This is a genomic window from Amycolatopsis anabasis (assembly GCF_009765355.1).
GTDB lineage: Bacteria > Actinomycetota > Actinomycetes > Mycobacteriales > Pseudonocardiaceae > Amycolatopsis > Amycolatopsis anabasis.
The window spans coordinates 1-20534 of sequence record NZ_VTHK01000089.1 but is presented as its reverse complement, the minus strand read 5'-3'; the positions used below and the strand labels follow the sequence as shown (position 1 = coordinate 20534).

Genomic DNA, 20534 nt, shown 5'->3' with positions numbered 1-20534 from the left:
GCTGCTTTCTGGGAAATCTCTGCCTTCCCGCAGGAGCCATCGTGGCAGCCGGTTGTAGACAATAGGAACAGCGGCCACATGTCGCATGTGTGTCAAAGCTGAACCTCGCCGGGTCGTAAGTCACAGGCGCGACGAAGGCTTTGACTTCGTCGAGGATCGGATAATAGTCAAGGACAGCATTCTGCGAGATTACTCGAATCAAGTTTGACCACCTGATATTCCATCACTCTTGGCCACCGAAAACAGTCCGAGCGCTACCCTTACGAACTTTCCCGCGACATCCGCTCTGACCGCGACCGAGATTACGATGCCGGAAGCCTACCAAGCCAGACCCGAAGTCGCGTATTTTACATTTCAACCGAATCGCGCTTTCGATCCGTCGTCACTACCAGCAGTAGTCATGACACCTACTTGAGCGTACGCATACGACCGTCAAAAAGGCCCGGTCGATTCCGACAGTAGCTTGGCATGGCATCGGCCTCCTCGAGTTGACAACGTCCTCAGCCGCTGCTTACGGCGAGGCTGAATCCATTTCCCAAAGCGAGCCGTGTGACACCGTCCAGGTGACGAGTGCACGGAACAGACGATGCCGGGGCACATACTGCCGTCGGGATCTCGCGAGATGTCGTCGTCCCATCGCCAAGCTGACCGCGGTCATTGACTCCCCAAGCGAGCACGGCACCGCCGGTCAGCACCGCCAGGTGGTGTTGAGCAGCCGGAGAACTCGTGACGAGCGAGTCGGTTTGCGGCTCTGGGAAGCCCTCGCACCCGCCGGAAAGGCGTGGGTCGCATAGCGCCTGGGGAGAGCGAACACCCTCACCCCAGGACACCACTCGATGATCGTCCAGCCACGCCAGGTTCTTGTCCGCGAACGTTGCGATCGCGACGACTCCGCTGAGTTGCTCGTGGCCGGGCCTGCCGTCGCAAGGAGGCTGCGCACCGACCGCGCATACCCATACCGGAACGCGCGCCCCGGGCGAAGCCTTGCCGTCTCCGAGCTGCCCCGCGTCGTTGTGCCCCCATGCCGCGACACGGCCATCGCCGAGCAGCGCTGCCGCGTGGGCCTCCCCGACAGCGGTGGACACGACGCCGACGAGTTGTTCCCGACCGTGCCCACCATGGCACGGTGGCGAGGCGCTTGGCGCGCACACCGGCGTCGGCACGAGCGACGGTTCGGTACGGCCGTCGCCAAGCTGTCCTCGATCGTTGACGCCCCATGCGAGCAGACGACCCGCTCCGGCCACCGGCGGCCGGGTGTCGTGAGAGTTGTGAGGTAATGCTGCCGGCGGCTGGGCCTGTGTCGGCAGAACGGGTGCCTCTTGCCGCCGCGTCTGTGCCCGCTCCCGAGGGATGTCGCCGTTCCGCGGGTCCTCCCGTGCCAGGGCAGACGGCGGTGACCAGTGGATGGGTGGTTCGACGTCAGGCGCTGGCGGCACCAGGATGGTGTCCGTCGAGATTCCATCGTGCCTGGAGGGCGGAGCGATCGTTTCCTGAGGGAGTGGACGGGGTGCTTCCTCAGCGAAGGGCTCGGACGTGCCTCGGTCCGGTTCTGGTGGTGTCGTCTGTGCTGGCGCTGGTTCCGCGCCGGTGGTGTGTTCTGTACAGCCGGCAACCGTTCCCGCCACCAGCAGTATCGCGGCCACGAGGTTGAACAACCGCGGCGAGCGTCCCGGCATCACTGGCCTCCTGTTCCCGCGCCCGCGATGGATCGGGCTGGCACGATGGGTTCCCTTAACACGTTCGGTCTAGGGACGGTCGTGCTCCACTCAACCGACGGCCAAACAACCAGCGCGGGTGAACTTGTATCCAGCCGATCCAGCCTGAACCACTCGTACCGGTGAACTCGACAGGCTTGAGAAACCTGTTGGCCAACTGATCGACGAAGCACGGAAAAGGCGGACCCAGGCACCTGATGCGCCCGAGGTCCGCCCTTTCACGTTCCGGCCTGGCCCCGGTTATCGGGTCGCGAAGCGCTGTCCTGGGAAGATTTCGTTGGGATCGTGGATTACGCTGCTGTTACGTGCATAGATGGCACGCCAACCGCCCGGAACATGCAACCTCTCCGCGATTCCCGAGAGGGTGTCCCCTGGAACGACCACATAACGGCTTGTGTCTAACGGGGTCGGGGGGTGGCCGGGGCCCAGCAACCGGCTGCCCGGCCTGGAAGGCACAGCACCCGACGCCGAGTGGGGAGCGTTCTTCGCAGCCGGGTTCCCGAGCATAGGCTTAGCTGACCGCGAGTTGTCGAATCGGCGACTCGTCATCTCCTCGGACCGAACTTTGCCGCCTCCTGTGTCCCTTTTGATTCTCTTGGAGCACGCCGGCCACGGTTGGGTACCACGCGTCGCGTGCAGTCGCTTCGCGATCATCGTCTGCTGTTCACGGCTAGCCTGGTGCGCGTTGTCGGCGAACCTTCCGCCTCCGTGAGCTATCCACGTCCCGTGATCGAACTGATACAAGCCATAGTAGCCATTTCCGGTGTTAGCTCCGGGATTGCCCCCACTCTCGCATTGTGCCAGGGCCTGCCAGTCAGGATCCCCGGCCGCCTCCGCGGGCGCCACGGCGCCCAGAGCAGCGGCGATAGCCACCGCGGCCAGCATGGCAGCCCGAGTGCGCCCGCTGCGTGCGGTCGAATCCGGGCATGTTCCGAAAAAGCGGATCTTGGGCGTCATTTCCACCTGTCTCCAACCGCGCCTACGGAGACGTTCGTACCGTACGGTGCGTAGACAACCTACTGACCGCTGCCCAACGCTCGCGTTTCGAAACTAGCTGCCCGCCCCTGCCCGGTTGCGATGCTCAAACGTATCCGACCCGGGAGCCCACACAGGCAGGGCGCGGCGGTGCAGCTCCCATGATGGCTGGTCATCCACGAGCCAACCATGCGGGCACAGTACGAACCCGGCCCCGGAAAGGCGAGTCGATCGAGTAGCGGCCCGACCCACAAATCCGAATGGGCGTATTTCTCGACAAGACCGCCCGTGAACTCAATACCTAGGTCGAAGCCGAAACTCGGGTGACCGCACCACCAATACGACCTCAGTTTCTCACCCAGCGCGCGAACTTGCCTGAAAGCGGGACCGCCAGTCGGGCGACCGTCACACCGTGGCCGAACACCATAAACATCAAACATTCGGCTGACCTTGTTCCACGATCTCGTTGGTCCGTGGGGGATCAGTCTCTCTCGACGTGGTGTACGCGTGCGATGGCATCGAAGATGGTCTTTTATGCCTGGAGTGAGGAGCACTCACCCCGTGATATGGACGACTGTCCGCTGTGCCAGACGAAGGCCGCACAAGCGGACTGGGCGATCCTCGCAGCAGGGGGTGACCAGTCCACGCTCTAGCTGCCTGGCAGGACCCGCTCGATTCCCGGGAGAGCACGCGTCTGGAAGCGGATGATGTGGTCGCTCGTGCGCGGGTTGACGGGCCACCAACCGAGTTCTGGGCACGGGAGGGGATCTGGCTGAGGACGGGAAGCCGGTGGACTGATGTGGTAGGGGGCATTCAGGCCAACATTTCGTCCACCGGAGAGCACTTCGATTTCGTCCAGCATCAACCACCCGTGTGTGGACGCCGCGAACGTTAACCACCGAGCGGTGGTGCCCGGTTGTACGCGAAAGCGGACGACGCCCGCTTGATCACTCGGGGTGAGCGGTCCGGTTGGCTCGGCTGGCCCTCCAGGCACCCCCACGAATTGACATGCTGGGATCAGTCCGGCCGCGTCCGTTGTGACCGCGCAGTCAGTGGAGAGGACGGCGACCGGTGCCAGAGGCCAGCTGATGCCCGCCGCGCTGGCCGCATGGGTATGTACGACCACTTCGTCGATGGGGTGCGGAGTCCCGAGGTCGATCGTCACCTTCGCGTCTCCGGATCGAAGCGCCCAGCCCACCTGCTTCCCGCTGTTCCAGCCGTTGTCCGACCACAGTCCATTGGTGAGCTTGCCTGCGGCATATCCGGTCTCGGTATCCGCCGGATCGTCGGGAAACTTGCCCCGCTTCGCCAGTACATCGCGCTCTGGTGGGTCGGGCACGGGGAGTTGCCATACGGTATCGACGGTCAGCTTGCCGAGCACCGGGCGATGGCCAGGTGGACTCTCGAGGGTCACGCGCAGGGAATCGACGCCGACTCTGGGTGCCACGGGCACCACCAGGGAGGGAGCGAGTTCATCGCCGGGCTCGGGCGGACGGGGGGCCGCCCAGCCCGCTGGCCACCAACCCGATGCGGTGTGCGTTTCCACTTGTACCCGTCCCTGCCATGCGAACGAGTCGCCGTTCTTGTTGGTCGGCGTGTCCACGAGCTCTATCCGCACCGCTCGAACATCGTCCCTCGGCGCGAAGGTCGCGGCCGCGACGGTTTTCTCGTCTCCTTCGTGGGTGAACTGCCACTCTGGGTGAATGTCGTCGTCGGCTGCGGGAAGACCGCGGATGTAGTCGGCTACGTCCTGGTAGACCGGGTTGTCGGACCCGTCCGGCAGGGGATCGAACGGCGTTGGTTTCCACCCGAGAAACCAGGCAGACGCTGCGTGCTGATAGCCAAATCGCGTTCCAGCGGCGAGATACTGTCGCAGCATGCGCTTTTCGGCGAGGCTGGTTCCACCTCCGCGTGCCTCGATCTCGATCCCGGCCCCGTGCTGGGCAGCTGTGACCGAGGCTGCACGAAGCCGTGATGCCGATACCCTCCCGCCATCGATGGGAGAGGTGAACGCGGCGCTCGGCTGCAGCACCGTCACATCGACACCGCGTTCTCGGGCCTTGTCTACACCCGGCGCATTCCAGTAAGGAATCCATAACGTACGCAGTTGTTCCGCATGGATAGCGTCGACCGCCCCGGCCATCCACTCGCCGTCCGGCCCCACGGCATCCTCCCTCATGAAATACAAGCCCCACAGGTCAAGATGGCGCGGGTTCAAGGCCGCGAACCTCTGCTTCACCTGACGGGCGTACCAGGTGACGACGCGAAGCCGGTCGTCCGGCTTCCCCAGGTCAGCGGGCCGGCCGTCGATCGTTCCGAACGAATGCTGATCAATACTCGGCCACGGCAACATGATCACGAGTTGGCGGCGCGTGGGAGGCGGCCCCATCGGCTTCCCGTCATCGGCCGACTCGGCGGCGGTCGCTTCCACGGCATCATCGAGTTGGCCTACCTCCCCGCGTGGCTTCGCGTTCGCCGGCCCTCCGAACCACCGATCCAGCAACGCGAGCCAGTCGCTAGATGTTGTCTTCCCATAATCGGTGCATTCACCTGATGGCGCGTTGAAGGTTAGTTCTACGAAGGCGTCGAACAGCCAACCGTCGCGCACCGGACGCCCGTCTCGTCGTTTCGCGACGTATCGCTGCACCGTATTGACGCTTCGCTCAGGTCCGCCGTACATCAAGGCAGCATGATGGAAGCCAGCCTCGCCTGGATCCGGATGGCCAGGAGATGGTTCGATGGCAGCCATCGGTGGCGTGAAGACAACAGCACACGCGAAGACGACAGTAATCACTACCCATCGACGTTGCGATCTGGCCAACACGACGTCGACCTCCTCCGCGGCCACCGAGCAGGACGTTTCGTTCACAGAATGTGTCTTGTGGACGGACGCCGCAACTTCACGGTGACGCCGCCGGAGTCGAGTCCCCGACCGTGCCGTTCTCGCGCTGGACAGGTTGTTCAGTTCGGCTGGCCGTGGCATTCCAAGCATGGCACGCCAGCTAGGAAACGCACGAACCTGCATCCCCTTGCTTGTCGTGCACAAAAGCATGGCTCGGCGTCGTGGTCGGCAGTTGTAGCGGTTCGTGTTCGCCGCATGCGCCGTTACCCGCACGCTCCTGACGTAGCAGGCGTCGTAGCCGTCGAGCGAAGCCAGCGGCGAAGGTGCTTCCCACCGGCCTGGTGCGAGTAGTTTCGTTCCTCGCAGCCGGGCGTTATCGCGTTGAGGCTCGGGAACACCACCCGTGGCGCGAACACCTTGTGCTACCAGTGTCTGTGGGCTCTCGGTGTGGTTTCCTCACAACATCGGCTGGACTTCGGACGGCAACTGGCCGGGGTGGGGCGCCACCCAGGCACCACCCCTCCCCGGCCAGCACGATTCCTGACTACCGTTTGACTTCGCAGTCCACCACGATCTCTCCTGTCTGGCAGTAGTCCCAGCCCGTGCCCGCGTAGATGGTGTCGTTGCCGTCTTCGCCGTGGATCATGTCGTTGTCGTTCTCTCCGACGAGACCATCGTCACCCTGCCAGCCAACGATGTAGTCGGCTCCCGGCCCGCCGTAGACGATGTCTGGGCTGTCACCGCCGTGGATACGATCGTCTCCGTTACCTCCAAAGAGAGTGTTCTTCCCTGGGCCTCCGACGAGGTAATCAATACCGTCCTCGCCGTAGACGGTGTCCTGGCCGTCCATGCCATGGACCTGGTCGTCACCCGCGCCCGCGAAGACGGCATCATTTCCAGCGCTCCCGACGACGTAGTCGTTGCCGCCTCCCGCACAAATGACGTCGTTGCCGCCGTGGCCATAGATGCGGTCATCAGCCGCGCTTCCGACGATCACGTCGTCTCCTGGCGTCCCTCTATAGGATCCGTCGCTCGCTTTCGTTTCGATTGTCGCAGCGCGTCCGTTGCAGCTACTGGCTGCGTTCGCCGGTGAGACGTTGACGATCGCGAACATCGTCGCCAACGCCGCGGCGACAATCACCGCGCCCAGCCTGTTACCGAGGAGCTGCGCGAACCACCGTTGCGGGCGCAATAACATGACGTACCAACCTTTCGCGATGATGACCAGGTCGGCCAAGGCTCTCGTGCGAGAAATACTGCTTCTCGACCACCAAGGCCCGGTGGCCTCCTGGCCCCGGTCGCGGACGCGACCCGGCCATACCAGGATCAACTATTGCGGCCTTTCCATATACCAAGATCACCTTATCGAGCGTCAGCTCGGCGATCCAGAAAGCGTGAACATTCGACCGTGGGGTATGACGACACGCACCGGGGAAGGAAAAAGCCCTTGCTCACGGCTCTTTCTCCTCTGAAACGACAAGGTTCCTTCTCCCGAACAAGCGGAAAGGGAGACCTGTGAAGCCATCATCGGCAACGCGTACCCGGACGTTGACCGAACCGCCTCCGGCATTGTCCGTTGCCGCGAGCGCAGCGGGCATGACGGTCAAAGTCAAGAGTCAAGGACAAGACTCCGTACGCGCACCGCGCAAGGCCGGCAACTGCACGCAGGCGAGCGACGCGGTCCGCCACCCAGGTTTTTCGCATTAACACCATTCCGTTGCTGCCTCCAAGCGATCTCCTTGATTGAAGAGTGCGCGTCCGCCTTATACCCACGAAAGGATCGACATCCAGGCCGTCAAGGGACACAGCAGTCCTATATCGACGATTCCGGAGGACATATCCGATCAACGCCGTGTCTAGCAGGCCAAGATGTCACTCTCAAGAAGAGAGTTCGGACTGCCCGACCAGTCGCCGTATCACCCAAAGGGGTAGATGTCTGCCAGCCAGCCTCGATCCACCACTGCCGTAGTGGACGAAGCGTCGACCTCGCCCCTAACCCTGTTCACAAATGGGAACAATCTGGATCAAGCAGATCCAATATCCGCGTCAGCGGAGCGTGCGCTACCTGGCCAAGCACCTCATCGACCAGGCCGATTCTCAACGGAACCCCAACGGGGCGAGATCACGTTCAAAGACGTCACCTTGTTGGAAAATTCCATTCCTAAGGCCAGCCTCGACGCCTCAAGATTACAGTCTGTTTCTTCATCACCACCAGGAGGCGAATAGGGGATGCTCTTTTGTTTGATGCCCCAGTGAACTCCGAGAGCCTTTCGTGCGGTTTGCGACACTGGCACGGACCGCCCAGCCTTGCCGACAGCGCACCGGCGGGTGATTGAACCTCAGATCTGGCGCGTCAGGTCGGTTCGCGTGCCGTGGCAGACATATGGTGTGTTGCGCCATCACGGTCGGCGCCCACTGAACTGGGCACCGACGTTCGAGAGAAGAGAGGCTCTTGGGCGGCGGAGTGGTGCACGTGCACTTCGCATCAACGTGATCAATCCGTATCCGTATCCAGAACGGAAACGGTGCGACGCGGAGCGGCATCCGGAGGCGTAGACAACAAACCCTGGTCGATTGCAGAAGATTTCCGACTAGGTGCCATGTTGGTCGATCTCTGTCGTGCCAGGTCCGCGTGGCGCTACCTGGGCAAATTTGAGCACGGAAGGCAGTATCGGGCGTGAGTCCCACACAGCACATTGGCGTCATAAGCCTGGCCTCGCATCTTGGCGTATGTCCATCAGCCATCACGAAATGGCGGCAACATTTCCCACCGGATTCGCCACATCGGTTCCCTGAACCCAACGTGGAGATTGATGGTATGCCTGGCTGGCTGCCGTCACGGGTCACCGAGGTAGCCCGATGGCGCGCGAAGTTGCCCGGTCGCGCTCCTCGGCTGGCCGAGCCTAGAGGCGAGACAGAGGACTGACGCTGGCCCCCGTCTTCTCTGATGCAGCGCCCGCGGGTGCCCCATCGGGTCCTTGGATGGCAGGTCCTCCCCCGGTGGACGTCGCAGAGGCCGGAGCGCGCGGTCGTAACAGGTGCGCAGCGCTGACGTGACAACCCGAGTCGCTGACTTCATCCTCAGGCTCTTCTGTCAGTTCGACCCCGTGCTCGCCGTGGTCTTATTCGTGGCGAGCACGGGGCCTTGCGAGGGCGGCACCCCTGCCGTGCACGCCCTCACTTGAGCAGTTCATCGGTAGCCCGTCGTCGGCACAGCAGATTCATGCATCGGTGGGGACTGGAGACGTACCGTGCGTGAGTGCTTGCAGCAGTTGTCGATACCGCAGGATTGTTCAGTGCTGTGGTTCGGCCCACAGTCAGCCGGACGCGGGCTCCCGTTCGTGGGCAGCTCTGGAGGTCGCGGCTTCTCCCGGCACTGCGACACCTTCACGATTCCTGCTGACGCAAGTCTCAGTGTTCGCTCAAGTTTGACTTTCGTCGTCCGATGGGCACCTTTGCGAGAGCTCGACGTCGCACGGTCATGGAGTCGAATGGGCCCTGTCGCCCGCAATCTGACTTCGCCATCACCATGAATACTTCGCCTTGGAGGCTCCGCGCTCACCCGTTGAGGGGACGGTGGAGCACGGAGACACGCCAAGGCGGACAACCTATGCCTGCTACCCGCCCGGCAATATAGTTATCGACTCTGGTGATCCGACAGAACAGTGGATTCACCCGCGACGAGTACCTCCCGCTGCGCCGCCGGCTGGACCGGACCATCACCTACCCGGCCTGACCCTCGTCACGGGGACAGCGCGTGGGCGTGGGCAGCCGCGAGGACGATCTCCACGGCACGGTCGGCGGTGGTCTCGTCGATCGGCTCGCCGGTGACCAGCAGCCGCAGGTAGATCGGCGCGACAAGGGTTTTGACCAGTTCGACGGCGTCGGTGTCCGCGGGCAGTTCGCCACGCGCGACGGCCCGGATGACCTCCCCTGACACCGGGCTCCCCGAGTGACACCGCGGATCGTCCAGCACCGTGTCGACGGCGGGTCCGCCCACGCCGAACTTCTGCAACATCTTCTTGAACACCGTCCGGTATTCGTCTCCTTTACGGAAAGTCGATGACGGCCCGATCAGGCCACGGAAAGGCAGGACAGCGAGGGTGTCACGATCGTCGTCCACGTCCATGGCAACGCCACCCTAGAGCGTCGGGTTCCGGACAAAACACCCACATCCGGGTCACGTCGAGCCAACCCTGGTCAGGCTGTAGCCGTCTCCTTGATCCATGCGGCGTTGATGGTGCCCTGGGAGACACGTTCGAACTCGTTGTCGCGGCCCGTGACGGCCGGGATCATCTGGCCATTGAGCATCCCGTGTGTACTCCGATGAGCAGCTCGGTCAGCACTGGCAGGACGAGTCGGCGCATGAGTCCTCCGTTGTCGCCGTGGTTCCGGCAGGGGAAGGACACGGCCGTTCCCGTCGGGCGGTTCAGCCGTTGGCGTCGGCGGTGAGCAGGGTGAGGATGCGGACGAGGCGGTCGCCGGTGTGCGGGTCTCGGCCGTGCCAGCAGCGGTAGTTGTCGAGGACGAGGATTTCGCCTTCCTCCAAACGGAACCGGGGCAAGGATCGTTCGAGGTCGTGCACGGTGTGCCGGTAGCGGTCGAGCATGACATGGATGTGCTCGGTGGCGGGATCCCGGTGCAGTGGAACGGCGCCGTCAGTGCGGCGGACGATGCGCCGTCCGGTGCGTGTGTACTCGACGTGCCGCGCGACGCGTGGGGTGGCGGGCAGACCACGGATGCCGGTCCAAGCGCCGTAGAGGTCGACGTCGATGGTGGTGAGGAACTCCCATAGCTCGGGATCGGTGTCGGCGGTGTCGTCGACGAAGCGGTAGGCGTCGGCGACGAACGACTCCCCGCCGAAGGCCGGTGGTGTGACGCACTGGATGAGCACGGAGTCTTCGTCGGGATCGCGTCGCCGGACGGGGCGGCCGCCGACGTCGACGACGATGTCGAAGCTGTCGGCGTGCAAGTGGACCGGGTCGCCGTCGTGCGTTCGTCGCTCGCGCATGGGAAACAGGTGCCGGAGGCGGCTGCCGTGGATGAGGGCGGCCGCTACCACCAGGGCGTCGGCGCTGGGGTCCAGCCCGGTGAGGATGACGGCGCCGTCTTGGGCGAGAAGGTCGCGGGCCTTGCCCGGGTATGCGTGGTCGGCTCGGGCGGGCACCACACCGAGGGAACGGGGTGCGGGCACGGGTCAGCCGTCCGTGGTGGGCCCGCGGGAGAAGGCGCGGACGCTGGGGACGATCGCTGCGGCGGCGGGCGCCAGGAAACAGACGACGGCGCAGGCGCCGAGGACGGCGGCAGTGCCGAACGTGTCGATGGCGGGAGCGATCAGAGCGAGGCCGAGCGGGGCAAGCCCGTAGGACAGCAGGAAGTCCAACGAGGACACTCGGGCGAGTTTACCGGGCTCGACCTCGCGCTGGATGGCGGTGAACCAGGGCACGTTGAACAGTTCGATCCCAACCCCGGCGACCACGTACGCGGCCATCACCACCACGGGATGCACCGGCAGCAACAGGCTGAGCGGGGCGAAGCCGTAGGTGGCAAGTCCGGCCAGCGCAGCCCAGCCCTGGGCGCGGGGCCGCCACCGCGCGACGATCAGCGCCCCGGTGAGTGCGCCGACGACGTAGGCGGTGGTCGCGCCGGCGAGGACGGCTTCGCTGCCGTAGCGGTCACGGCTGACCAGCGGCAGCACCACGCCCGTGGCGGAGTAGCCGGTGGCGATCACGGCGGTGAGGGCACCGAGTCCGGCGAGGAACCAGGGATGGCGGCGTGCCTCGCGGACCCCGTCGGCGAACTCGGTGAAAAAAGCCACCCGAGCCTGCCCGGTCTCCGTTGTCCGGGTTCCGGCGGGCGGGAGCAGCGCGGCCACAAGCCAGAGCAGGCCGATGCCGAGCAGCAGCGCATGGGTGTCGAGGACGGTGGCCAAAAGCGCGGTCACGGCGGGCGCGACGAGGGTGGTGATTCGCACGGCCAGGGTGATCGCGGCATTGGCTTGTTGCCGCCGGGGCTCATCGACGACCTCGGCGGTCAGCGCCTGGAACGCGGGCCGACACGCGCCCTGGCCAGCTCCGGCCACGGCCGCCGCGACCGCCATCAGCGGCACGGACCAGCGCAGCCCCAGCGCGATGACCGGCGCGGCGACCGCAGCGGCCAGCCCGGACCAGAAGACCACCTTGCGGCGGGAGTACCGGTCGGCAAGGACCCCGCTGACCGGGACCGCGGCGAGGAAACCCACCGTCCGGGCGGCCAGCCCCAGGCCCAGCCCCGCGGCGCTGAGCGAGCGGTCGAGCACCGCGAGGCCCAGCACGAACGGCAGGGCCCAGGTCGCCAGCCCGGACGCGGTGGTGCCCGACCACAGCCGCAGGAACGCCACCTCGCGCAGCACGGCTCGGCGCGGGGCGGCCTCAGACGTGTCGGACGGTGACGATGAAAACACGGGCGGATCCTTCGGATGCGATCGCGGCGCTGCCGACCTCACACTGTAAATGAAAACCGTTGTCGTTACTCTTTTGGGTGCTTTCTCGTGGTAGTAGTCCAGCACAGCCCTCGATCGAAGGAGCCCCATGTCCCCCCGAGCCGTAGTCGGTGTTGCAGCTGCCCTCGGTTTACTGGTGGCCGGCTGTTCGACCCCCTCCGACACCACCTCCACCGCCGGCGGATCGTCGGCGACGGTCACCGTGTCCAGTTGCGGGCAGCAGCTGTCGTTCACCACGGCCCCGGAGCGGGTGGTGACGCTGGATCAGTCCTCGACGGAGACGCTGCTGGAGCTGGGGCTGGCCGAGCGCATGGCGGGGACGTCGAATCTGAAGACGAAGGTGGCGCCCCGGTACCAGGCCGACTACGACAAGGTTCCGGTGCTCAACCCGAAGAAGCTGACCGGTGAGCAGTTGCGGGCGGCCGCGCCGGATGTGGTGGTGTCCGCGTTCGCCGCGCTGTACACCAAAGATCAGGTCGGCACGCGGGAGGAACTGGCGCAGCTAGGGCTGCGGTCGTTCGTGAGCGCGGTGGATTGCCCGGAGGCCAACCAGGCGGGGATGACGCCGTTCGACCTGCTGTTTGCCGACTACGAGAACCTGGGCCGCATCTTCCACGCCGAGGACAAGGCCACCGCGCTCAAGGCCGCGCAGCGCGCCGTGGTCGACCGGGCTGCGGCCACCGGGCAGACCGTGCAGGGACAGCCGTCGGTGGTGTGGCTGTATTCGGTGTACAACGGCCTGCCCTACGTGGCCGGCAACGGCGGGATGCCGAGCGAGATGAGCCGCCTGGTCGGAGCCCGTAACGCGTTCGACGACGTGCACGAACAGTGGCCCGAGGTGTCGTGGGAGCAGATCGCCCAGCGCAACCCCGACTTCATCGTGGTCGGAGATCTGTCCGAGCGCGGGACACCGGGCGACAGCGCGCAGGACAAGATCACGATGATGCGGCAGGACCCGGTGGTGTCCCAGCTGACCGCCATGCAGCAGAACAAGATCATCCAGGTTCCCGGCATCGAGATGGACCCCTCGGTGCGCACGGTGAACACTCTGCAGCTGCTCGTCGACGGAATGAAGAGCCTGGGCTATGTCCGCTAGCACTGTGCCGCCAGCCGGGATCCTGCATCCCGCGGCGCGCGACAAGCCGGCTCTGGCCCCAGCGGAACCTTCGTCGCCGCACCGGTCCCGGTGGTCGTTGCTGGCGTTGTCCGGACTCGGTGTGGTGCTGCTGGTGGTGTCGATCGCGGTGTCGGTGCGGATCGGCACGGCCGGGGTCGGCTATGCCGAGCTCGGCCGGGTCGTGGGCATCCGCCTCGGTTTGAACGTCGAGCCGCTGCCCCGGTTGCTCGACTCGCTGATCTGGGACCTGCGCGTGCCACGCGTGCTGATGGCGGCCCTGGTCGGCGCACTGCTGGCGATCTGCGGCGCCGCTCTGCAAGCCGTGACGCGCAACGCGCTGGCCGAGCCCTATCTGCTCGGGGTGTCCCAAGGCGCGTCGGCCGGTGCCGTGACGGTGGTCGTACTGGGGTTCGGGGCGGAGACGCTCGGGGTGACCGGGGGTGCGTTCACCGGCGCGCTGGTGTCGTTCGGTCTGCTCCTCCTGCTGCTGAGCCGTAGCGGCCTGGGCTCGGTGCGGGTGGTGCTGACCGGCGTGGTGGTGGGGCAGCTGTTCACGGCCATCATGGCGGTGATCCTGATGGCTTCCGGCGACGCCGAAACCACCAGGGCCATCACGCACTGGCTGCTCGGGTCGATGGCGGCCGCACGCTGGGACGCGGTGCTCGTGTGCGCGATCGCCCTCGCGGCGGGACTGACGGTGATCTGGACCCAGGCCGCCGCCCTCGACGCGTTCTCCTTCGGCGCCGACACCGCGACCTCGCTGGGGATCAACGTCCGCGCGACCCGGCTGACCCTGCTCGTCGCCACGGCCCTACTCACCTCGGTCGCCGTCGCCTCCGTGGGTGCCATCGCGTTCGTCGGCCTGATCGTGCCGCACGGCGTCCGCTTCCTCGTCGGGCCGCTGCACCGCGTCCTGCTGCCCTTCAGCGCACTCGTCGGCGCGATCTTCCTGGTCTGGACCGACGTGCTGGCCCGGATTGCATTCGCCCCGAGGGAGGTTCCGGTCGGGGCGTTCACCGCACTGCTCGGAGTCCCGCTGTTCCTGCTGATCCTGCGCAAGCGAGGCGAGCTGTGAGAATCACGATCGAGGCACTGAGCTGGGCCGCCGCAGGCAAGACCATCGTGCGCGATATCGAGACAGAGATCGCGCCCGGCGAGACCGTCGGGCTGATCGGCCCCAACGGGTCCGGCAAGTCCACCCTGCTGCGCTGCCTCGCCGGCCTGCGCACCCCCACCACCGGCACGGTCCGCTACGACGGCCACGACATCCACGGCTGGAGCGCCCGCCGGATCGCCCAGCAGCTCGCGTTCGTCGAGCAGTCCGCCGACTCCGACAGCGACCTGCGCGTGGCAGATGTCGTCGCGCTCGGCCGCACCCCGTTCCGCGACCGCTGGCGCGGCCTGGGCCACACCGACCGCCTCATCGTCGACGCCGCACTCGCCCGAATGGAGCTGACCCACCTACGCACCCGAGTGTGGAAGACCCTGTCCGGGGGCGAGCGTCAGCGCACCCACATCGCCCGGGCACTGGCCCAACGACCCTGGGGCGTCCTGCTCGACGAACCCACCAACCACCTCGACATCAAACACCAACTGGAGCTAATGCACCTGCTGGGCAACACCGACCAGACCGTAATCGTCGCCCTGCACGACCTGTCCCTGGCCGCCCGCTTCTGCGACCGGCTCCTCCTCCTGCACCAGGGCGCCCTCATCGCCACCGGCACCCCGCAGGAGGTGCTCACCCCCGACCGGCTACGGGAGGTTTTCGAGATCGACGCCGAGATCAGCCACGACGGCCTCGGCAACCTCACCATCGCCTACCGGGGGTCCGCCCCTGCGGTTCAAAGCTCATCGTAGTGCCCTGCCCAACCCCGGCCGCCGAGAGCCATCGCGACTTTCCCTACCACGCAACCACTTCGTGCCTAGCAGGTAGTTATTTCATCTGCGGCATAGCTCCTGGCGATCGCCCCGGTTCGAACTACTTTCAGGGTGAAAGTCGGACTCATTCCCGATGGGCAAGCGCTTCCCCAAGGCACACTCACATAGTCGATCCTGACTAAACGATATTGACTATTGATTGACTCTGGGGAGTGCCTGCATGCCCGCGTTGACCGGCAGAAGCTCCATTCGGACAGCAGACTCGAGCGGTCCGTCGGCACCTCGCGCAGCGCTCGCGTCATGCTGTTCGGTTTCGCCGCGCTCGCGCTGTTCATGGCCCAGTCGCCTGCTCTGATTCCGCCGAGCGTCCCGGGTCCGCGCGTCCCGCTTTGGTACGCGATCGGCGGGCTGACCGGTGGTCTCGCCACGCTCGTCACCACGTGCCCGAGCGCCCGGCGCTCCGTGGTCCGTGCTGCAGGCGTGCCATCGGTGACCTGATCGCGATGATCGGCACCTGGCTGGTGGCGCCCGCGGTAGCGCTGCTCGCGGGCCAACTGCGTGCCGGGGTAGTCACCAACACTGTGCAGTGAATTGTCCGTTTGCTCTGCCGGTTCCCACACCTGATCGACTAAGGTCGTGAGTGTCACCGGTTTCCTGACGTCAGCGCCAGGACCGCCAGCACGCATTTTTCCCGCGACCGTTCCAGCCGCACCGTTCCGGTGTCGTGATGAATCTCCACGTTGCCCATTACTGTATCCGCCCGGCGCCTCCCGAACGAATGCGCCTGTCCTCGCTCCCGAACTCGTGCAGTCTCGCAGCTAGCGTTTGTTGACCATCACGGTGGCTGATTGTTCACCCATTCGTGCGCGTAGTGTCCGCTTTCTGTCGCAGGTGCTGCCCGGCTGCTGTCCTAAGTGACCGTGCATGCTCGTGATTCGTCATTCACGAGGAACGCGGCTTCCTGGTGATCTACCGCACCTCGCACGGCACTGAGCACACGGTCGAGGTCGAGATGCCGGGCGTGCGGCTGGACGAAACCGGTCCGGGACTGTGGGTGTTCCCGGCGGCCCGGTCGGATCCGGTCGGCGCCCGGGGCTGTCCGCCGACGACGAACCGGTGATGCTCACCGGCACCGCCACGGGCGGGAATCCGCGGCCGCCCGAGTGTTCCTGATCAAACTGATGGCCCGGCTGCTACCGAGCTACCTCATCGTGGTCCTGCTGTGTGGGCGCTGACCAACCCCCGACCTACCCGGCCACTGGCAAGACCTCGTGCTGCACTCGATGTTCGACCGGGCCGGGCAAGCTCGCGACTACTACTACGCTGACCTGCCGCCGGAGGAGCCCGCCGCACGAGCACGCGTGGTGACCGCCGTGTCGTCCTCACGCACAACACCCTGAGGACGACACGGCGGGAGTCGAGAGTGCAGTCCAGCAGCGTTACCGCAGTGTCGCCGCTGTTCCGAATTGCGACAGGTCATGCGGGGTCAGCAGAATCGACCAGCTGAGCATCTGCCCGGTATTCGCGTCGACCGTGGCTGTCAGCACGTTTCCCTTGGGCGGCTTGCTCCCTCGGGGAACACTAGCGGCGTATCCGACGAAGTTGCCGGTCATCTGAACGAGATACACGGGATCGTTGGATTTCGGCCGAGTGCCGTCGATACTCGTCAGTGCCTGCCGGTCAGTCGCCACGTACTGAATGTTGGCGGGGTGCTCCTCACCGTTCGCTGCGGCCAGCCTTGTGGCTGTCTCCAGCAGCATGGAGGGAGTTGGTGGTGTCGCCTTGTTGTCGGTAGGCATCGTTACCGTCTCGTCGTTACAGGGTTTGTGTGTTGCCGCGGTAATGACTCGTCCGTTGGTGAAAATGGAAAAGAGGTCGGGCCTGTCGTTGTACAGCTCCGTGTCGGCAGGATGCCAGACGTTGTTGGTGTCTTGGTATTGAAAGTTTATAGAGCCAGCGGCGATCCTCGCGCCGGGGGTCGTCACCTCCAGCCCGTTGTCCACCTGGCCGCCCCACGCTCCGTTGTTCTCGGAAACTCCGACGAGGTCTCCGTCCTGGTGAATCTCCCAGTTAGGGCTGTTGGGGACCCAGTTGAACGTCACGTTCTCACGATCGAGCGTGCGCGCAGGCTTGATATAAGCCTCACGGTAGGGAAGCCCTGGGCGTTGATCCGCCCAGTACCAGAGGAAGCCTTTCTCCTGCCCCGGGGAGAAGTGCAGCTTTCCGGCGGTCATGCCCACTTCGACCCATGTATCCAAAGCTGGATTGTTGAGATTGGTGAGGAGCCACATCTCCCAGTTCGCGAACTCTGTTTCCCTGTCGTCTACGTGCAAACAGCCGACTCCAAGGTCTGAGCCTACCGCGTTCATCCATAACGGCTGCTCCTTGGAGCCGATGAAACCGACGGCGTAACAATGCTCTGCAGCCGAGCACTGCGGCGCAGCGACCGCCTGGGCAGGACCGGCACCGAGACCCGATGTCGCAAGAGCCAATCCGGAAACCCCGAACAGCGCCAGAGCGCTAAAACGTCTTCGCATCACCACTCCTTATCACAATAAAAGCCTACTCAATTCAGCACACACAGGCCAACGCGCGATTTCGCGCTAGCCCGAAAGCAAAGGAACCCCCGCATCCCCTGATTGTTGGTTGACCACCAACAACATCCCAGGTTGCTCCACTCCCCGTCGGGCGAGGAACCGCCGACCGGGTGACCGGCCTCGTTCGGTCACCGTGCAAATCGGATGAACCGACAGCGACGGCGGTGCCTCGCCCGCCGTGACAGCCGAGCTATCCGCCGATGCGATCAACGATTCAGTCGGCCGGTTCGCCCGCCACGTCGTCGAACTGCCCAGCCCCGCCCGAGGCGTGACCCCCACGGTCAAGATCGTGGCCGCTGGGCTGCCTGGTCACCGGGAACTACGACTACACCAGCCGGTTCTGGGATGTCTCGAATCCAGGCGCCCCGCAATTCCTGACGCGACTGCAACACCACCGCAACCCGGTTACCGGGGTAGCGTTCAGCCCAGATGGCAAGACGTGATGGCGCTCACCGAAAATGGCTCTGGCACGCTTTCGATGATCCCGCGTGGGGTCGCTGTCGGTCACCGTGGCGGAGCCGGAAAATAGGACGGCGATGCCGCCGGCGCTTTCGGCAATGAGGATGCTGGCGGTGGTGCCTCTGGTGTGGTTGTTGCTGATGGTGCTGGACTCGGATCGTCGCCTGTCTACCGGACCCCGCAGGGAGGCCCGACTTCAGAGAGGACCAGCCGACTACCGGGACCGTGGCAACGGGAACTGAGCGCACAAGCGGTGCACCAAGTGTACAGGTCGCGTAGCAGAGCGATCTCCGCGCCGTGGTGTAGTACCTCGCGGTGAATGTGTAGCACGAGCGCCGCCGTCGACCAGTCGACGAACGGTCCCTCCGTCGGACCGCACGGTTCGATCAGTCCGTCCTGTCCGAGCCGAGCGACACCGTCCATCCAGCGGGTGTATCCGTCATCCAGTTGGTTCAGTGCCTCGGCGGCAGAGGCCGCGTAGGTGTGGTTCTGGTGGTCGATGCTGGGGCCGTCGAAGTGTGCGGCGTTTCGTGCGCCGAACACGCCGGCGACCAGGTGCCCGATACGCCAGGCGATGGTCGTCACCGGTGCCGGTGTCGGTTCGGGCATCGCGAAATCTATCGTGTATGCCCGCCGCCGACGGCGATCGGGGCAGTGCTCTCCCCACGCGGGCGAATGTTCCAGCAGCCGGATACCGGCTCCCAGAAGTACTCCTCGTCGGTCAGCCCCGCCAGGCGGGGACGGAGTTGGTTGGTCCAGTGCCACTCGAGCTGGCTGCGCAGCTCCGCGTTCCAATCGATGCGTGCATCCGTCGTGGTGTTCATGCCCGCCGACTGTATGCGCAGATGTGGACAGTATCGGTCCGCGATGTCTGCCATTCTTGTTGTCGTGATCGAGAGCTCGTGATCGACAGCGCGGCACGGCTACTGCAACTGCTGTCCCCGCTCACCGCCCGGCGTGTCTGGCGAGGCAAGCAGCTGGCCGAACGACTCGGTGTCACCCCGCGCACGGTGCGCCGCGACGTCGAGCGGCTACGCGAACTCGGTTACCGAGTGGACTCCCTCGCCTAGGGCTGGACTATCAGCGCGATCGCGCGGGAACTCGATCTGGATCGCAAGACCGTGCGCCGCTACGCGCGCAACGACATCGACGAGCTCATGAGCACCGGTGCCCGCCGCAGCACGCTCACCGACGCCTTCGTCCCCTACCTGCGGAAACGATGGGGCAAGGGCTGCGTCAACGCCGCAGTCCTCCACACCGAGTTCAAGGCCCGGGGCTTCCGCGGCAACGTCAAGACCGTCCGGCGCCACCTCCAGCACTGGCGCGTCACCGGAGCACCCACCGAGTCTCGGCCTGTGATCACGCCGAGGAAGGTAACCGGCTGGATCATGCACCGCCCCGACGAACTAACCGACGACGAACGCGACCAGTTGCACCAGATCGCGAACCGGTCCGACGAGATCGCCACTACACATCAACTCGCTGCCAGCTTCACTCTGCTGCTGCGCCAGCGCCGCGGCACAACCTCGAAGCCTGGGCCCAGCAAGCCGAAACCTGCGACGTCCGGGAGATCCGCTCATTCGCCACAACCCTGCGCCGCGACTGGGATGCGGTGGTCGCAGGGTTGACGCTCCCGCACAGCAACGGCCCGACCGACGGCAACGTCAACCGGTTAAGCTGATCAAACGCGCCATGTTCGGCCGCGCCAACTTCGACCTGCTCCGGCTACGCGCCCGCCACCAAGCCTGGCCAGCAACCCCACGCGGGATCATCGAAAGCGTGTCAGAGCCCTGGAACTGGCCAGACTTCGCCCCGAATTCCTCGCGCAATTCTCCCACCGGCTCGGGCACCGCACCGTCCATCCGCACGACAAACTCTGACCTGGCAAGCACATCGACAGCATGGTCAACACGCCAGCACGGCCGATCGCTCGGTATGCACATACTGCTGGCCACCCGCGAACACAACCACGCCAACCTGGACCGAGTGCACAAGCGCGCCGGAGGGCTCGAGGGTCTACGTCTGGTGCTGCTCATCATGGGTTTGGTGCTGCTCATCATGGGTTGCTGGGGTCAGACCGTCGCCGGCGGTGGTTGGTCTGCGTCCCGGCGCTGCCGATCGGTTACGCCCCAAATCAGCACCGGACGCATCCCGACGCTTCCGCGGTATTCCGTGCAGCCGGGCATCGGCCAGGCCACTTGCTCCAGCTCGAGTAGCGCGCCCCACGCCTGCAGAATCTTTTCCGTCTCGGACTCAGACAGATCCTCGGCGTAGCCCTCGAGTACGTTGCGTAATGCCGCGAAGTGCCAGCGTAGCGGTCGGCATCCAGCCTTAGCGGCGACCTCGTTGAGCGCGCGTCCGATCGCCTGGTCCACGACCCGGCCGAAGTCGTCGTCGCATACCTCGTCCCACCTAGATGACCTATTCCAAGGTCAGTGGTCGTAGGCGGTGAGGGATCGGTGGACCTGGG

Annotated in this window: 16 protein-coding genes and 2 pseudogenes; 8 read left to right on the top strand and 10 right to left on the bottom strand. The window is 65.1% G+C overall.

Features of this window, described 5'->3' with window-relative positions:
• Nucleotides 1-500: 500 nt before the first annotated feature.
• The 7 genes from FXO23_RS52875 to FXO23_RS47585 all read right to left on the bottom strand — a co-directional run bounded on the left by FXO23_RS52875 (nt 501) and on the right by FXO23_RS47585 (nt 11923).
• Entirely contained in the window at nt 501-1676 is a 1176-nt protein-coding gene (locus FXO23_RS52875; RefSeq protein ID WP_425484979.1) for an RCC1 domain-containing protein, read from the bottom strand.
• A gap of 279 nt (nt 1677-1955) precedes the next feature.
• Nucleotides 1956-2600, bottom strand: coding sequence for a transglycosylase family protein (locus FXO23_RS52870; RefSeq protein ID WP_425484982.1), 645 nt, complete (start codon nt 2598-2600; stop codon nt 1956-1958).
• Between the two features lie 739 nt (nt 2601-3339).
• Nucleotides 3340-5538 (bottom strand): DUF4855 domain-containing protein, encoded by a 2199-nt coding sequence (locus FXO23_RS47605; RefSeq protein ID WP_158895308.1) that lies wholly within the window; start codon nt 5536-5538, stop codon nt 3340-3342.
• Between the two features lie 538 nt (nt 5539-6076).
• Nucleotides 6077-6769 (bottom strand): calcium-binding protein, encoded by a 693-nt coding sequence (locus FXO23_RS47600; RefSeq protein ID WP_158895306.1) that lies wholly within the window; start codon nt 6767-6769, stop codon nt 6077-6079.
• Between the two features lie 2505 nt (nt 6770-9274).
• Nucleotides 9275-9562: a TetR/AcrR family transcriptional regulator C-terminal ligand-binding domain-containing protein gene (locus FXO23_RS47595; RefSeq protein ID WP_218952402.1), complete on the bottom strand. Its 288-nt coding sequence runs from the start codon at nt 9560-9562 to the stop codon at nt 9275-9277.
• A gap of 399 nt (nt 9563-9961) precedes the next feature.
• Nucleotides 9962-10699 (bottom strand): TauD/TfdA family dioxygenase, encoded by a 738-nt coding sequence (locus tag FXO23_RS47590; RefSeq protein ID WP_218952401.1) that lies wholly within the window; start codon nt 10697-10699, stop codon nt 9962-9964.
• A gap of 30 nt (nt 10700-10729) precedes the next feature.
• Complete coding sequence (locus FXO23_RS47585) at nt 10730-11923, bottom strand: MFS transporter (RefSeq protein WP_246258536.1); 1194 nt, start codon at nt 11921-11923, stop codon at nt 10730-10732.
• Between the two features lie 226 nt (nt 11924-12149).
• Here FXO23_RS47585 and FXO23_RS47580 point away from each other — a divergent pair, with 226 nt between their 5' ends.
• The 5 genes from FXO23_RS47580 (at nt 12150) to FXO23_RS47560 (ending at nt 16128) form a co-directional block, all read left to right on the top strand.
• On the top strand, nt 12150-13109 hold the full coding sequence (locus FXO23_RS47580) for an ABC transporter substrate-binding protein (RefSeq protein ID WP_218952400.1): 960 nt from the start codon (nt 12150-12152) through the stop codon (nt 13107-13109).
• The gene (locus tag FXO23_RS47575; RefSeq protein ID WP_158895296.1) at nt 13099-14205 is read left to right on the top strand and encodes a FecCD family ABC transporter permease; all 1107 of its coding nucleotides are present in this window, start codon (nt 13099-13101) and stop codon (nt 14203-14205) included. Before FXO23_RS47580 ends, FXO23_RS47575 begins: the two co-directional genes overlap by 11 nt.
• Nucleotides 14202-14987 (top strand): ABC transporter ATP-binding protein, encoded by a 786-nt coding sequence (locus FXO23_RS47570; protein ID WP_158895294.1) that lies wholly within the window; start codon nt 14202-14204, stop codon nt 14985-14987. Before FXO23_RS47575 ends, FXO23_RS47570 begins: the two co-directional genes overlap by 4 nt.
• A 321-nt stretch (nt 14988-15308) precedes the next feature.
• On the top strand, nt 15309-15506 hold the full coding sequence (locus FXO23_RS47565) for a hypothetical protein (RefSeq protein ID WP_158895292.1): 198 nt from the start codon (nt 15309-15311) through the stop codon (nt 15504-15506).
• 466 nt (nt 15507-15972) lie between these two features.
• Complete coding sequence (locus FXO23_RS47560; protein WP_158895290.1) at nt 15973-16128, top strand: hypothetical protein; 156 nt, start codon at nt 15973-15975, stop codon at nt 16126-16128.
• A 319-nt stretch (nt 16129-16447) separates the two neighbouring features.
• Here the strand turns inward: FXO23_RS47560 and FXO23_RS47555 are convergent, their stop codons facing one another.
• Nucleotides 16448-17545: a hypothetical protein gene (locus FXO23_RS47555; RefSeq protein ID WP_158895288.1), complete on the bottom strand. Its 1098-nt coding sequence runs from the start codon at nt 17543-17545 to the stop codon at nt 16448-16450.
• 356 nt (nt 17546-17901) lie between these two features.
• On the opposite strand from FXO23_RS47555, the gene FXO23_RS52865 reads away from it, so the two are divergent.
• The gene (locus FXO23_RS52865; protein WP_425484981.1) at nt 17902-18048 is read left to right on the top strand and encodes a WD40 repeat domain-containing protein; all 147 of its coding nucleotides are present in this window, start codon (nt 17902-17904) and stop codon (nt 18046-18048) included.
• A gap of 280 nt (nt 18049-18328) precedes the next feature.
• Here FXO23_RS52865 and FXO23_RS52860 read toward each other — a convergent pair.
• Nucleotides 18329-18888 (bottom strand): annotated as a pseudogene (locus FXO23_RS52860) (DinB family protein); the annotation flags it as partial.
• Nucleotides 18889-18966: 78 nt separating this feature from the next.
• Here FXO23_RS52860 and FXO23_RS47545 point away from each other — a divergent pair.
• Nucleotides 18967-19125, top strand: a pseudogene (locus tag FXO23_RS47545) (HTH domain-containing protein); the annotation flags it as partial.
• 60 nt (nt 19126-19185) lie between these two features.
• A complete protein-coding gene (locus tag FXO23_RS47540; RefSeq protein ID WP_246258533.1) occupies nt 19186-19692 on the top strand; it encodes a hypothetical protein in 507 nt (168 codons plus the stop codon).
• Between the two features lie 444 nt (nt 19693-20136).
• Here FXO23_RS47540 and FXO23_RS47535 read toward each other — a convergent pair whose 3' ends face one another.
• Entirely contained in the window at nt 20137-20439 is a 303-nt protein-coding gene (locus tag FXO23_RS47535) for a hypothetical protein (protein ID WP_158895282.1), read from the bottom strand.
• Nucleotides 20440-20534 lie beyond the last annotated feature (95 nt).